This window comes from Deinococcus indicus (assembly GCF_002198095.1).
GTDB classification, from domain to species: domain Bacteria; phylum Deinococcota; class Deinococci; order Deinococcales; family Deinococcaceae; genus Deinococcus; species Deinococcus caeni.
Map to the genome: position 1 here is coordinate 486326 of NZ_NHMK01000009.1, position 13287 is coordinate 499612.

14 protein-coding genes and 1 tRNA gene are annotated in these 13287 nt (G+C 71.5%); 8 read left to right on the forward strand and 7 right to left on the reverse strand.

The window, feature by feature from the left end; translation table 11 throughout:
• Positions 1–135: 135 nt before the first annotated feature.
• Positions 136–414: a 30S ribosomal protein S20 gene (gene rpsT / locus CBQ26_RS04860; protein WP_055363480.1), complete on the reverse strand. Its 279-nt coding sequence runs from the start codon at positions 412–414 to the stop codon at positions 136–138.
• Between the two features lie 218 nt (positions 415–632).
• Between rpsT and CBQ26_RS04865 the strand changes: the two genes are divergently transcribed.
• From CBQ26_RS04865 to CBQ26_RS04875, 3 genes are all read left to right on the forward strand, one after another.
• Complete coding sequence (locus tag CBQ26_RS04865; RefSeq protein WP_088247419.1) at positions 633–1226, forward strand: regulatory protein RecX; 594 nt, start codon at positions 633–635, stop codon at positions 1224–1226.
• Between the two features lie 81 nt (positions 1227–1307).
• Positions 1308–1384, forward strand: a tRNA-Pro gene (locus tag CBQ26_RS04870).
• A 100-nt stretch (positions 1385–1484) separates the two neighbouring features.
• A complete protein-coding gene (locus tag CBQ26_RS04875) occupies positions 1485–2189 on the forward strand; it encodes a metallophosphoesterase (protein WP_088247420.1) in 705 nt (234 codons plus the stop codon).
• A 177-nt stretch (positions 2190–2366) separates the two neighbouring features.
• Here the strand turns inward: CBQ26_RS04875 and CBQ26_RS04880 are convergent, their stop codons facing one another.
• Positions 2367–2981, reverse strand: coding sequence for a response regulator transcription factor (locus CBQ26_RS04880; protein WP_088247421.1), 615 nt, complete (start codon positions 2979–2981; stop codon positions 2367–2369).
• A gap of 26 nt (positions 2982–3007) precedes the next feature.
• A complete protein-coding gene (locus CBQ26_RS04885) occupies positions 3008–4090 on the reverse strand; it encodes a S1C family serine protease (protein WP_244897983.1) in 1083 nt (360 codons plus the stop codon).
• Between the two features lie 115 nt (positions 4091–4205).
• On the opposite strand from CBQ26_RS04885, the gene CBQ26_RS04890 reads away from it, so the two are divergent.
• Positions 4206–4586, forward strand: a complete 381-nt coding sequence (locus CBQ26_RS04890; RefSeq protein WP_088247423.1) for an ACT domain-containing protein — start codon at positions 4206–4208, stop codon at positions 4584–4586.
• A 228-nt stretch (positions 4587–4814) separates the two neighbouring features.
• Here the strand turns inward: CBQ26_RS04890 and CBQ26_RS04895 are convergent, their stop codons facing one another.
• Positions 4815–5348 carry a GNAT family N-acetyltransferase gene (locus CBQ26_RS04895; RefSeq protein ID WP_229844229.1) on the reverse strand — a complete coding sequence of 178 codons (534 nt, stop codon included), beginning with the start codon at positions 5346–5348 and terminating at the stop codon, positions 4815–4817.
• The gene (locus tag CBQ26_RS04900) at positions 5345–6367 is read right to left on the reverse strand and encodes an NAD(P)H-dependent flavin oxidoreductase (protein WP_088247424.1); all 1023 of its coding nucleotides are present in this window, start codon (positions 6365–6367) and stop codon (positions 5345–5347) included. The genes CBQ26_RS04895 and CBQ26_RS04900 overlap by 4 nt, the downstream gene beginning before the upstream one ends.
• A gap of 23 nt (positions 6368–6390) precedes the next feature.
• Here CBQ26_RS04900 and CBQ26_RS04905 point away from each other — a divergent pair, with 23 nt between their 5' ends.
• Both CBQ26_RS04905 and CBQ26_RS04910 read left to right on the forward strand, forming a co-directional pair.
• Positions 6391–7323, forward strand: coding sequence for a histone deacetylase family protein (locus CBQ26_RS04905; protein WP_088247425.1), 933 nt, complete (start codon positions 6391–6393; stop codon positions 7321–7323).
• A 343-nt stretch (positions 7324–7666) separates the two neighbouring features.
• A complete protein-coding gene (locus CBQ26_RS04910) occupies positions 7667–9265 on the forward strand; it encodes a peptide chain release factor 3 (protein ID WP_088247426.1) in 1599 nt (532 codons plus the stop codon).
• Positions 9266–9369: 104 nt separating this feature from the next.
• Here CBQ26_RS04910 and CBQ26_RS04915 read toward each other — a convergent pair whose 3' ends face one another.
• The gene (locus tag CBQ26_RS04915; protein WP_055363479.1) at positions 9370–9699 is read right to left on the reverse strand and encodes a cyclic-di-AMP receptor; all 330 of its coding nucleotides are present in this window, start codon (positions 9697–9699) and stop codon (positions 9370–9372) included.
• Between the two features lie 280 nt (positions 9700–9979).
• Positions 9980–10486 carry a transcription initiation factor IIE subunit alpha family protein gene (locus CBQ26_RS04920; protein WP_088247427.1) on the reverse strand — a complete coding sequence of 169 codons (507 nt, stop codon included), beginning with the start codon at positions 10484–10486 and terminating at the stop codon, positions 9980–9982.
• Positions 10487–11176: 690 nt separating this feature from the next.
• Between CBQ26_RS04920 and CBQ26_RS04925 the strand changes: the two genes are divergently transcribed.
• A complete protein-coding gene (locus CBQ26_RS04925) occupies positions 11177–11917 on the forward strand; it encodes an ABC transporter ATP-binding protein (RefSeq protein WP_088247428.1) in 741 nt (246 codons plus the stop codon).
• Positions 11910–13187, forward strand: coding sequence for an ABC transporter permease subunit (locus CBQ26_RS04930; RefSeq protein WP_373297180.1), 1278 nt, complete (start codon positions 11910–11912; stop codon positions 13185–13187). The genes CBQ26_RS04925 and CBQ26_RS04930 overlap by 8 nt, the downstream gene beginning before the upstream one ends.
• Positions 13188–13287: the final 100 nt, after the last annotated feature.

The following is a 13287-nucleotide window of genomic DNA, read 5'->3' on the forward strand; positions in this document are numbered from 1 at the left end:
AGACGGAATCCGTATCAGGCGGGCGGCGACTCCCGAGGATGGGAGTCGCCGCCTTTTTCGTGGCCCGGCGGCGGCAGGCAACGCGAAACCCCGCCTCACCGCTGGGGTGGGACGGGGTTTCGCGTGCCTGGGGGCTCAGCCCTGCTGCGCGGCCTTGGCCTTGTTGATGGCCTTGGCGAGGCGGCTCTTCTTGCGGGCCGCGGCGTTCTTGTGCAGGGTGCTGCCCTTGGCGGCCTTGTCGATCAGGCTCTCGGCGCGGGCCTGCAGCGTGTTCAGGTCCTCGGCGCCGGTCTGGGCGGCCACCACGGCCTTCTTGGTGAAGGTCTTGATGGTGCTCTTGCGGCTGCGGTTGGTCATGCGGCGCTTGAGGCTCTGGCGGTGACGTTTCTGGGCGGACTTGTGACGAAGGGCCATGTGATTTCTCCTTTTCTCCCGCCGCCGGTCTGGCGGTGCGGGGCGGTTCCCACGCGGGGGAACGCGAGCGTCCGGACGCGGTACTTCGCGGTGCTTCCGGCGCACCGGACCTGCGCGCCACGCTGGGCGAGCGGGTCCGGGCTGCCACCCGCGCGGGGTGGGCAACCTCGTGACTATACCTGCCTTTGCGGGCCGTGGCAAGCGGCATACTGGCAGGCATGACCGGACGATACAGACCCGGACGCCGCCCGGCCCGCCCGCCCGGCGCAGACCCGCAGGACACGCCGCCCGCCCGGCCCGCGCGGGAACGCACCCCGCAGGAGCAGCGCGACGCCCTGATCGGCTACGCCTTCCGGGCGCTGGGCCAGCGGGCGCTGACGCAGGCCGAACTGCGCGCCAAACTGGAGAAACGCAGCGACGACCCGGACCTGATCGCGGCCGTGCTGGCCCGCGTGCAGGAACTCGGCTATCAGGACGACACGCAGGTCGCGCGGGCCGAGGGCGCGCGGCGCGGCGTGGGCAGCCTGCGCGTCCGTCAGACCCTCCAGCGCCGGGGCCTGACCGACGACCTGATCCGCGAGACCGTGGACGCCCGCGACCCCGACGCGGAGGCGCAGGTCGTGCGTGAACTGCTCGCGCGCCGCTGGTCGTCCTTCGCCCGCAAACGCGACCCGCAGGCCAGCGCCTTCTCGTTCCTGGCGCGGCGCGGCTTCACCGGGAACGTCATCTGGCCCGCCATCCGCGAACACGTCGCCGGCCTGCCGGAAGGGGAGGACATGGACGGCAGCCCGGAAGACTGGGACGCGGAATGACGCGCCCCGCCGCGCTTGACACCCCGCAGGGCGCCGCGTAGACTACCCCCTGCCCAGCAACAGCCGGGCGGTGGTCGGGTTCGGGGCGTAGCGCAGCCTGGTAGCGCACGTCGTTCGGGACGACGGGGTCGGAGGTTCGAATCCTCTCGCCCCGACCATCACCAGAAGGGCCCTCCCGTTATCCTGCGGGGGGGCCCTTCTGCTGCCCGCCCCCGCCCCCTTCGCCCCCCGCCCGAGCCCGGAGACGACCCAGACCCCATGCGCGTGTACGCCATCGCCGACCTGCACCTCGCCACCGTCACCCCGAAACCCATGACGGTCTTCGGACCGAACTGGGCCGGGCACCCGCAGGCCATCTTCGACCAATGGCAGGACCTCGTCCGCCCGCAGGACCTCGTGCTGCTGCCCGGCGACCTGTCCTGGGCCATGCGCCTCCCGGACGCCATGACCGACCTCGCGCCCGTCGCGGCGCTGCCCGGCACCAAGGTCCTGCTGCGCGGCAACCACGACTACTGGTGGCCGACCGCCGGGAAACTCCGCGCGGCGCTGCCTCCCGGCATGCTGGCCGTCGTGAACGACGCCGTGCGCGTGGAGAACGTCGTCGTGTGCGGCTCGCGCGGCTGGCTCACGCCCGGTCACGACCCCCTGAGTGACGACGACACCCGCCTCCTGACCCGCGAGGCCGAACGCCTGAGCCTCAGCGTGAAGGCCGCCCGCGCCCTGCGGCAACCCGGCGACCACCTGATCCTGATGCTGCACTACCCGCCCGCCACGCCCCCGTACCCCGCCAACCCCATCACCCGCGTCATCGACGACGCCCGCCCCGACATGATCGTGTACGGGCACCTGCACGGCGTGCCGGTGGAACGCAGCATGCGGCACGTCGGCGGCGTGCCCGCGCACCTCGTGGCGGCCGACGGGCTGAAATTCAGGCCCAGACTGCTGCTCGACACCGGCGACTGATACGGATTCCGTTTGTTTCGCCAACAATCCGGAACTTCACCGGATTGCCGGCCCCACGTCCGGAACCCGTCTTGCTCCCACTCGCTTCGCTCGGATTGAACGGGCTTTGCAGCCCGTTCAATTGGAGTCCGCATCATACGGACTGCCGTTTGTTTCGCCGGCAATCCGGAACCCGTATTACACGCTGACCAGTCCCAGGGAGATGCCGCGCGCGACCGCTCCGGCGCGGCTCTGCACGCCCAGCTTGGAGTACAGGGCCTGCACGTGAAACTTGACGGTGCTCTCGGAGACGCCCAGGTCGCGGGCGGCGCGTTTGTTGCTCAGACCCTCGGCCAGCAGGGCCAGCACGTCGCGTTCGCGGGGCGTGAGGGTCACGTCACCGGGAGCGCCTGCCGGGTCGTCCTCGTGAAGGTCGTCGGCGGGTGCTTCCGGCGCGGGCGAGGGCAGCAGCGCGGGCGGCAGCACGGCCAGTCCCGCAGCGGCGCCCAGCACCCCGGCCAGCAGTTCGGCGGGCGTGGCGTCGGCACCCAGCGCCGCCCAGCCGCCGGCACTCAAGTCCGGCAGCAGCGCGGCCCACACGCCCGAGCCCAGCGCCACCAGGGCCGGGTGGCCGCCCAGGGCATCCGGGTCGGCCAGCCACGCGTCGTCCACGATCAGCACGTCGGCCTCACCAGCCGGAGGGCCGTGCAGGCCGCTGGCCGCCAGGATCGCCTGCACGCCCGCCGCGAGCACCGCCGAGGCGACCGCCACCTGCACGGTCGGCAGGCCCGGCGCGGCAGGCGGGACGGTCATGCCTGATCCTACCCGCACGGCGCCGTTCAGCGTTCCCCGACCGGTACCGGCAGGTCCTGCTCCTGCCCGCCGCGCAGGACGCGCAGCGTCACGGTCTGCCCGGCCTGATCCCGCACCCGCTCCAGCAGTTCCCGCGGGTGCCGGACCGGAGCGCCGTCCAGCGCCAGCAGCACGTCCCCGACCAGCACGCCCGCCTGCGCTGCCGGGCCGTCCGCGTCCACCTGCACGACCGTCAGTCCCACGCGGCCACCCTGGGCCCACCCGCCCGGTTGCCACCCGCCTGCGCCCCACGGGCCACGCGGTCCCCTGGGGCCGCCACGCCCACGACCGCCCTCATGACCGCCTTCCCGCCCCGGCCCGCCCCGGTGCCCGCGCTCCCAGGGCCCACGACCCCACGGACCACGCTCCCACGGACCACGGGGCCCGCGCGCCGCCCCGTTCCCAGCCACCCCGGACTCGGCGACCCCGGACTCGGCCGCTCCGGACATGGCCTGCGTGTCCGGGAAGTGAACGGGCTGCGCGGACAGGCCCAGGTACCCGCGCGGCACGCGGCCCTGCGAGTCCAGCAGCGCCGCGACCCGCAGCGCCCGCCCGGCCGGGACGGCCAGCAGTTCGCTGCGCCGCACGCCCGCATTCAGGACGCCCGCCAGACCGCCGCTGGCATCCAGCAGCGCGCCCCCACTCGACGCCGGGAACGGCGCGGCCCCGCTGGGCAGCCAGCCCTGCCCCGGCCCCTGCTGCGGCACATCCCGCCCGTACAGACCCAGCGCCGCCTGCACGCCATGCGGTGGGCGACCCACCGCCAGCAGCAGTTCGCCCACCCGCACGGGTGCGCCCACGGTCAGGGCCGGGAGATTCAGGCCCGGCACGCGCAGCAGCGCCAGATCCGTCGCCGGGTCACGCCCGGCCACCACCGCGCCCCAGCGGACCCCGCCGGCCGCCACGACCGTCACGTCATCGGCGGGCAGTACGTGCGCCGCCGTCAGGATCAGGCCGTCACCGACCACCGTGCCACTGACCGGCCGGGCCGCCCGGACCTGCACCACGCTCTGCGACGCGCCCTCGACCATGTCCGCCATTGCTGTTGAAAGTTCAGATAGATTCGTCATGCCCACATGGTGATCCCCGCGCCCCGCCGGTACGCCCGGCAAACGGACAGGGCCTCACCCTGGCCGGATGGAGGGGGCGGCGGGACGGCGCGGCGCGGGGCGCTATCCTGCCGTCATGTCACAGACGCTGTCCGTGGTGCCCGGCGAGTACGCCGTCTCGCAGCTTCCCGCCGGAAGCGCCGCGCCCACCTGGGCGTTCACGGGCGACCTGTGGTGCGTCATGAGTGTCCGCGACGAACTGTCCGTCGTGTGCCCCGCCGCGAACGTCCCGCCCGGCGTGACCACGCAGCGCGGCTGGGCGGCCCTGAAACTGCACGGCCCGTTCGCGTTCACCCTGACCGGCATTCTCGCCAGTGTCCTGGATCCCCTGCGGGACGCCGGCGTGGGCATCTTCGCGCTGTCCACCTTCAACACGGACTACGTGCTGGTGGCGCAGGCCGACCTGCCCCGCGCCGCCCACGCCCTGCGGGCCGCCGGACACACACTGCTGGACTGATACGGACTCCGATTGAATGGGCTGCAAAGCCCGCCCGGTCCGAGCGGATGCGACTCGCAGAGCTGCCCCGCAGAGTGGGAGAGAAACGCCCCTCCGGACGTGGAGTCGGCAGGGGCGGTGAAGTTCCGGATTGTTGGCGAAACAAACGGCAGTCCGTATGAGGCCGTGGGCAGGGCGACCCACTGTCTGCCTGCCGCTGTCTGCCTGTCACTGTCTGCTCGTCACTGCCTACTCTCCGATCAGCGCCGGGTTCAGGATCACGTAGCGCGTGACGGCCACCACCTCGCCCGCATACGGTTCAGGGTCGGCGTGCCCGTCGTCGCGCATGTTCAGGCGGCGCATCAGGGCGTGCGAGCGGGCGTTCGGGGCGTGGACCAGGGCCGTCACGCGCGGCAGGCCCGCCTCCCACGCCAGGGTCAGCAGGTCCCGGCACGCCCTGAACGCCACCCCGCGCCCCCACCACGCCCGGTCCCCGAGGGCGATGCCCAGTTCCGCGCCGCCCGGCCCGATGCGGCCCAGGTCCGCGTACCCGATCAGTTCGTCGTTCGCCGTGACTCCCCAGCGGCGGAACGTCGGGTCGTTCCCCGCGATGATCGCCTGCCAGTGCCGCCGCACCACCCGCGCCGACAGGCCGGGCGTCCAGTCGGCCGCGCGGCAGAACACCGGGTCCGCCGCCCAGCGCACCGCCGCCGCCTCGTCACCGGGGCGCAGGGGGCGCAGGGCGACCGTCAAGGGGTCGGGTGCCAGCGGGTCGGGGGTCATGGGGTCAGGTCCGCCACGATCTGCGCGGCGCCTGCGGTGCGGGCCTGCCGGTAGCCTTCCCCCGCCCAGAGGCTCAGCAGGTCCGCGTGGCCGGCCTGCGCGCCTGCCGTGCGCAGGGAGCGGGTCAGGGCGTTCTGATGTGGGAAGGGGAGGGGAGAGTGGACGCCGCCGGTCAGGGTGGTCTGCAGGCCCCGCGCCGCGCGCCCCGAGTACGCGCGGGTCAGGACGGTGTCGCGCGTGCCCTCCAGAAGTGCGTGCCGGTAGGGCGCGGGGGTGCCCGCCTCGTCGGCCAGCAGGAACGCCGTGCCACACGCGGCCAGCGCCGCCCTGGCCTGCAGCGCGGCCCTCACGTCCCCGGCGGTCATCAGGCCGCCCGCCGCGACGACCGGGAGGCCCGTGTCCTGCGCGACCTGCCGCGTGAGGGTCAGGGTGTCGGCCAGGGCGTCCTCCTGCCAGCCGCCCCGGTGTCCGCCGGCCGCGCCGCCCTGCACGGTCACGGCGTCCACGCCGTCCTGCGCCAGCTGCCGCGCCTCCCGGAGGCTGGTGGCCGTGCCGACGACCAGCACGCCCGCCGCGTGCAGCGCGCCCAGCGCGGCGGGTGGCAGGCGACCGAAGGTGAAGGAGAACACGGCTGGCGGGTCGCTCAGGACGGCGTTCAGCTGCGCGCCGAAGTCCTCCTGCACCTGCGGCGGCAGGGTGGGGGGCGGCAGGCGCAGCGCCGCGTGAAAGGGCGCGAGTTCCTCGCAGGCCACCTCGACCTCTGCCGGGGTCACGGGCGGCAGGGGCTGAGGCGCGAACAGGTTCACCGCGAACGGCCGGTCCGTCCTGGCGCGCACGGCGGCCATTGCCGCGCTGATCTGCGTGGGCGTCAGGTACGCCGCGCCCAGGCTGCCCAGCCCGCCGGCCTCCGACACGGCGGCGGCCAGTGTGGGTGTCCCGGTGCCGCCCGCCATCGGGGCCAGCATCAGCGGGAGGCGCAGCGTCGCCTGAAATTCCGGCCAGGACCGCAGTGCGTTCATGCCGCTCAGCGTAGCCTGCGCGGGTGGGGTTCACGCATCCGTTCCGGGCGTTCACGCCGTTTCGCCGCGCGGCCTACCAGGGAGCGCCCGCGCCGCGCCGTCAGTTCCTGCCGCGCGAGTTCATCGCGCCGCTGCTGGACGGCGCCGCTGCCCGCCTTCCGCTGCTGGACGCGCCGGACCTGCCGTGGGCGCTGGCCGGGCGGGTGCATGACCCGGCGTTCCTGGCCCGCTGGCGCGAGGGGCAGGTCACCCGCGCCGAGGAACGCGCCCTGGGCTTCCCGTGGAGTCCGGCGCTGGTCGAGCGGGGCCTGGGCAGTTGCGGCGCGACCCTGGCCGCCACCCGCGACGCCCTGAGCGTGGGCCTGGGCGTGAACCTGGGAGGCGGCACCCACCACGCGTATGCCGGTCACGCCGAGGGCTTCTCGTTCCTGAACGACGTGGCGATCGGCACCCGCTGGCTGCTGGACACCGCGCAGGCAGGCCGCATCCTGATCCTGGACCTGGACGTCCACCAGGGAAACGGCACGGCCGCCATCTTCGCCCACGAGCCGCGCGTGCTGACCGTCAGCGTGCACGCGCAGAACAACTACCCCTTCCGCAAGGAGGTCAGCGACCTGGACGTCCCCCTGCCCGACGGCACCGGGGACGCCGCGTACCTGCGCGCCCTGGACCGCGTGGTGGCGCCCGCCGTGGCGGCCTTCGCGCCGGACTTCGTGTACTACCTGGCGGGCGCGGACGTGCTGGAGGGAGATCAGCTGGGCAAGCTGGCCCTCAGCCCGGCCGGGGTGCGCCGCCGCGACGACCGGGTGCTGCGCTGGGCGGCCCGCGCGGGGCTGCCCACCGTGACCGTCATGGCCGGCGGGTACAACCGCGACCCGCACGCCCTGATCGCCGCGCGCCTGGGCACCCTGGACGCCGCGCTGAGCGCCTTCGCGCCTGCCGTAGCGGGCGGGTGACGCGGCGCGCGTGGGGCGGTATCATGCGGGAATGACCGTTCTCCTCACGCCACCCTAGTCAGACGTGCCGGTTCGGCTGTCCGGAGCCTGAAGGGCCGACGGCCCGCCGAACTGGCGCAGTGAGTGAGTTTCTCGGAGCAGTTGGGAGAATGGACGCGTCGGGTCCCCTGACCAGACGCCCTGATACCGGAATCCGGCCAGATGCTCCAGCAAGGGTCGGGAAGCGGTGTGCCCGCCGCGTTTCGCGTTCGCCGCACCCCGCCTTCAGGACCATTCTCCACCGTGACCTTCCCACCGTTTTCCCGCTTCGGGCCGCGACCGTTCCAGGCCCGCAGGAGTTCCCATGACCAGCCCCGACACCAACCCCGCCGCCCTGAGTAGCGAGATCGCCCGCCGCCGCACCTTCGCCATCATCAGCCACCCGGACGCCGGGAAGACCACCATCACCGAGAAACTCCTGCTGTACGGAGGCGCCATCCAGGAGGCCGGCAGCGTCACCGCCAAGGAGGGCCGCAGTCACACCAAGAGCGACTGGATGAGCATCGAGCAGCAGCGCGGCATCTCGATCAGCTCCAGCGCGCTGACCTTCGAGTACGGGGGCCGGCACATCAACCTGCTCGACACGCCCGGTCACCAGGATTTCAGTGAGGACACCTACCGCACCCTGACGGCCGCCGACAGCGCCCTGATGGTCCTCGACGCGGCGCGTGGCGTGCAGGCGCAGACCGAGAAGCTGTTCGCGGTGTGCCGCAACCGGGGCATTCCGATCCTGACCTTCGTGAACAAGATGGACCGCCCCGCCCAGGATCCCTTCGAACTGCTCGAGCAGCTGGAGGGCATCCTGAAGATCACGGCGGTGCCGCTCACGTGGCCCATCGGGGACGGCCCGGACTTCAAGGGCGTGTACGACCTCCAGACCTCTCAGGTGCTGGCCTTCGAGCGCACCTCCGGCGGGAAGCACCGCGCCCCCATGCAGACCAGCGGCCTGGACGACCCGAAACTGGACGCCCTGGTCGGCGCGGACCTAGCCGCGAAACTGCGCGAGGACGTCGAACTGATCCAGGGAGCCATGCCGGAATTCGACCCGGCGAAATTCCTGACCGGCGAACTCACCCCGGTGTTCTTCGGGTCCGCCATGAACAACTTCGGCGTCGAGCACTTCCTGAGCAACTTCGTGGACCTCGCCCCGCCCCCCGGCGCGGTCGAGACGAACCTGGGCGAGCGCGCCCCGGACGCACCGTTCGCGGGTTTCATCTTCAAGCTGCAGGCGAACATGAGCAAGCAGCACCGCGACCGCACCGCGTACATGCGGGTCATGAGCGGCCACTTCGAGCGCGGCATGGACGTCACGCACACCCGCACGGGCCGCAAGCTGCGGCTCTCGCAGGCGCACACGCTGTTCGCGCAGGACCGCGAGAAGGTCGAGGAAGCGTACCCCGGCGACATCGTGGGCCTCGTGAACCCCGGCGTGTTCCAGATCGGTGACGTGATCAGCCTCGACGCCAAGGTCACGCTGCCCGGCTTCCCGCGCTTCACGCCCGAAACGTTCGCCACCATCAGCCTGCGCGACGTCGGCAAGCGCAAGGCGTTCATGAAGGGCCTCACCCAGCTGGCCGAGGAGGGCGTCGTGCAGGTGTTCTACCCCACCGACGGCGCCCGCGACCCCTACCTGGGCGCGGTCGGCCCCCTCCAGTTCGAGGTCTTCCAGGCGAGGTTGCAGGAGGAGTACGGCGTGGACGTCGAGATGCACGTCACGAGTTACGGGCTGGTGCGCTGGCTGGCCGGCGACCCCACCAACGTCGCCCGCTTCGCCCGCCACGTCGAGGACGACCAGGGCCGCCCCGTCATGCTGTTCCGCAGCAAGTACGACCTGGAATACACCGCCGAGCAGCACCCGGAAATCGAGTTCCTGCCGCTGCCGAAAGACCTCACCCGCGTGTGATGAATGGTTGAAAGTGACCGGTTGGTAGTAAGAAGTTGAAAGTCGCTGGTTGATGGACGCGAAAACCGTCCATCAACCAGCGACTTTCAACCATCAACCTGCCATCACACCTTGATGAATTCCTGCACGCCCATGACGAACATCACGGCCCCGCCGACCGGCACCTCGACCGGGTCGCCGACCAGTCCCTCGTTCTGTTCGCCCATGGGAACGCTGGGCGCGACGAGGCGGGTGCGGGTGCGGCAGGTGCGCTGGACGTGGCGTTTGAGTTCGTCCAGGCGGGTGTCGTCCACGCCGATCATCAGGGTGGTGTTGCCCTCGCGCAGGAAACCGCCGGTGCTGGCGAGTTTCGTGACTTCGAAGGCGTTCTGGGACAGGACGCGGACCAGCGCGGTCGCGTCGGCGTCCTGAATCACGGCGAGCACAAGCTTCATACCCCCGAGGATACCAAACGCCCCGCAGCGTGACCGTCAGCGGGGCGTCACGGACCGCGCGCCACCGGACACGGCAGAGGGCCGGCCCTCCCGCGTGGGAAGACCGGCCCTCAGGTCCGGGTCATACGGATTCCGTTTGTTTCGCCGACAATCCGGAACTTCACCGCCCCTGCCGGCTCCACGTCCGGAACCCGTTTCTCTCCTGCTCTGCGGGGCAGCTCTACGGGTCGCATCCGCTCGGATTGAACGGGCTTTGCAGCCCATTCAATCGGAGTCCGGGTCAGGCGACCTGTTTCTTTTTGCCGGTCGCGGCGGGGGCGGCCTGTTCGGTGCCGAGCGCCTGGGTTTCTTTCAGGCGGAAGATCACGAGGCTGCCCACGAAGGTGCAGGTGATCATGCCGTGCGCATTCAGGAGGCTCAGGGCGGTCATGACGTCCTCGCGGGTCATGCGCAGCTGATCGCTCATGTACAGGGCGCTGTCGGCGCGGCCTTCGAGGTAGTCACGGACTTTCTTGGCGTCGCTCGTCAGGGGCGTGGCGGGCACGTCGGCCAGACCGGGATCCGCGAGGCCGTACACGGCCCGGGTGCCGGTGCCGGGCAGGCGGCGCACGCGGCCCTGGTCGAGCAGGCTGGCCAGCGCGGCGCGCAGGTGCGACAGGGCCAGGCCGGTGGTCTTGGCGAGTTCAGTCTCGACCCATTCCGGCTTGCTTTCCAGCGCCTTGAGAACGAGCTTCTCGTTGGCGCGGCGGGTTTCCTGCAGATCTTCGAGGGTGGGGGGGTTGAACATGCGTGCCTCCGGGTGGTGCGGGCGACGGACACGGGCGGTGGCCGGCGCGCTGGGGTTGGGTGGGTTGGGCATGGGGCGGCGCGTGCCGGGATGGCCGTGACCGCTGCTGAACTGATCTGAACCTGCGCCGATGAGGGTGCCCTGAGCGGGCGGGGGGTGGCCGGCTGTCACGGGAGGGAGCGCTGGGAATCCCGGACGCTCCGGGAGGTGATCGGGGGGCGGTGCAGTGAAACTGGTGGGTGGTCGCCGGATGGACCGGGTGTAACTTTCAGGGCAGGGTGCGCCTGGTAGCGCAACTTTCCCATTGTTACAGATTTTCTCTCATGTTGCATGAGGTGACGGGGGGCTTGATCTTCAGGGGCGTCCTATGAAGGGGAACGCCCTGTCATGTGGTCCGCACCTTTCCAGACGGGGTGTAGGAGGGATTCAGGTTGGAAGGGCTGCAAAGCCCCTTCCCTCTGATAGAAGCGACCCGCAGGACTGCCCCACAGGGTGAGAGAGAAGCGGGCTCCGGGCCTGGAGCTGGCAACCAAAGCGGTGCCGGGCGCGTAGGGAGGGGCGGATACACACGGTTCAGGGCGGCGCCACCTCGAGCGGCGCCGGCCACCCCGCACCACTGGGAGGTTCATGCATTCACTTCATTCCGTCTCGTCCCTTCCAGATTCCCAGGCCCCGACCGCCGGGGTGCCGATGCTGAGCGTCCAGCAGGTCGGCAAAACCTACGGCACCTTCCACGCCCTGCGGGACGTGACTTTCAGCGCCCAGGGGGGCGAGGTCTTCGGGTTGCTCGGCCCGAACGGCGCTGGCAAGACCACCCTGCTGCGCATCCTGGCGACCCTGTTGCGGCCCGACAGCGGTCAGGCGCAGGTGGCGGGGTTCGACATCACCCGCGACCCCGAGGCGATCCGCGCCCGCATCGGCATCGTGAACGGCGGTATGGGCCTCCCGGCCCGCCTGACCGGTCGCGAGGTCCTGCAGTCCTTCGCGCGGCTGTACGGCCTGACCCGCGCCCAGACCGACGCGCGCATCACGGAACTCGACGACCGCCTCGAACTGGGGCGCACGCTCGACACCCGCGCCGGCGAGTACTCCACCGGCATGAAACAGAAGGTCGTGATCGCCCGCGCCGTCATCCACGACCCGCCCGTGCTGATTCTCGACGAGGCCGCCAGCGGCCTGGACATCTTCGCGCGCCGCACGCTGCTGGACTTCGTGCAGGCCAGCCGCGCGCCGGGCCGCCTGACCGTGTACTCCACGCACGTCATGAGCGAGGTCGAGGAAGTCTGCGACCGGGTCGCCATCCTGCACGGCGGCGCCCTGATCACGCTCGGCACCCTGAACGGCATCCTGGACGCGACCGGGGAACGCACGCTGGAACGTGCCTTCTTCGCGCTGGTGCGCGGCCAGCCGACCGGAGGCGCGCATGTCTGACCGTGCCGCCCGCCGGGGCCTGCGCCGCGCGATGGTCTGGGAGGTCGCCGCCCGCGACCTGCTCGCCACGCTGCGCGACCGCCGCACCCTGAACGCCACCATCCTGATGCCGCTGATCCTGATTCCGCTGTTCACGCTGGGCTTCCCGCTGATGCTGGGCAACTTCATTGGCGGGCAGCAGCAGGAACGCCAGACCGTCGGCGTGAGCGGCCCCCTCCCCGCCCCGCTGCGCGCCGCCCTGGAACGTGATGAGACCCTCCCGGACGGCACGGTCGTGCGCGCCGGCGTGACCCTGGTGCCCGTCAGCGACCCGCAGGCCGCCGTGCAGAGCGGCGACGTGGACGCCGCCCTGCGCGTCCCCGAAACTCTCCCGGACCGCGCCGGGGCGGGCCAGGGCACCCTGGAACTGCACGCCAAGCTGGGCAACCTGCGCGCCCAGACCGGCGCCTACTCCAAGGTCACGGACGTCATCGAGGGTTACAACCGCACCCTGGCCGTGCAGCGCCTGGGCGAACAGGGCCTGAACGAGAGCGTCCTGCAGACCGTCACCGTGAAACCCGTGGACGCCAGCACCTCGCAGGAGCAACGCAGCGGCCAGCTGGCCTTCCTGATTCCCATGCTGATGCTGCAGTTCATCCTGTCCGGCGCGGTCGCGACCGCCGTGGACGCCACCGCCGGCGAGAAGGAACGCGGCACCCTGGAAAGCCTGCTGGTCTCCCCGGTGCGCCGCGCCGAGGTGGTCGCCGGGAAACTGCTCGCCACCACCCTGACCGCCCTGACCAGCGCGGCCTTCAGCGTCGCCGGATTCCTGCTCAGCGGACTCGCCATGCGCCTGTACCTGCAACGGCAACCGGACGCGACCGCCGCCCTGACCGGCGGCATGGGTGGCCAGCTCACGCTGGACCCCGGCAGTCTGCTGGCGCTGCTCGGCATCGCCGCGAGCGCCGCGCTGGCCATCAGCGCCCTGCTGATCGCGGTCGGCATTTACGCCCGCACCTTCAAGGAAGCCCAGACGTACGTCGCGCCCATCAGCCTGATGGTCGTCCTGCCGGCCGTGATGTTGCAGTTCGCGGACTTCCTGAACTTCGGACTGGGCATTTATGCCGTGCCGGTCATCGGCGGCATGCTCTCCATCCTGGAAACCGTGCGTGGCGCGGCCGTCCCGTCGCACGCCCTGATCGCCATCGGCGCGAACCTGCTCTCCGCGCTGCTGCTGGGCCTGCTGGCCCTGCGGTCCTTCGGGCGCGAGGAAGTCATTTTCCGCAACTGACGCGCACTCTGATTGAATGGGCTGCACAGCCCGCTGGGTCCGAGCGGATGGGACTCGTAGAGCTGCCCCGCAGAGAAGGAGAGCAACGCCCCTCCGGATT

Coding starts and splice junctions, on each gene's coding strand:
- CBQ26_RS04930 (WP_373297180.1), top strand. CDS start 11,910: ATGTCTGACCGTGCCGCCCGCCGGGGCCTGCGCCGCGCGATGGTCTGG.
- CBQ26_RS04920 (WP_088247427.1), bottom strand. CDS start 10,486: ATGTTCAACCCCCCCACCCTCGAAGATCTGCAGGAAACCCGCCGCGCC.
- CBQ26_RS04880 (WP_088247421.1), bottom strand. CDS start 2,981: ATGACCGTCCCGCCTGCCGCGCCGGGCCTGCCGACCGTGCAGGTGGCG.
- CBQ26_RS04885 (WP_244897983.1), bottom strand. CDS start 4,090: ATGACGAATCTATCTGAACTTTCAACAGCAATGGCGGACATGGTCGAG.
- CBQ26_RS04865 (WP_088247419.1), top strand. CDS start 633: ATGACCGGACGATACAGACCCGGACGCCGCCCGGCCCGCCCGCCCGGC.
- CBQ26_RS04895 (WP_229844229.1), bottom strand. CDS start 5,348: ATGACCCCCGACCCGCTGGCACCCGACCCCTTGACGGTCGCCCTGCGC.
- CBQ26_RS04910 (WP_088247426.1), top strand. CDS start 7,667: ATGACCAGCCCCGACACCAACCCCGCCGCCCTGAGTAGCGAGATCGCC.
- CBQ26_RS04900 (WP_088247424.1), bottom strand. CDS start 6,367: ATGAACGCACTGCGGTCCTGGCCGGAATTTCAGGCGACGCTGCGCCTC.
- CBQ26_RS04925 (WP_088247428.1), top strand. CDS start 11,177: ATGCTGAGCGTCCAGCAGGTCGGCAAAACCTACGGCACCTTCCACGCC.
- CBQ26_RS04890 (WP_088247423.1), top strand. CDS start 4,206: ATGTCACAGACGCTGTCCGTGGTGCCCGGCGAGTACGCCGTCTCGCAG.
- rpsT (WP_055363480.1), bottom strand. CDS start 414: ATGGCCCTTCGTCACAAGTCCGCCCAGAAACGTCACCGCCAGAGCCTC.
- CBQ26_RS04915 (WP_055363479.1), bottom strand. CDS start 9,699: ATGAAGCTTGTGCTCGCCGTGATTCAGGACGCCGACGCGACCGCGCTG.
- CBQ26_RS04875 (WP_088247420.1), top strand. CDS start 1,485: ATGCGCGTGTACGCCATCGCCGACCTGCACCTCGCCACCGTCACCCCG.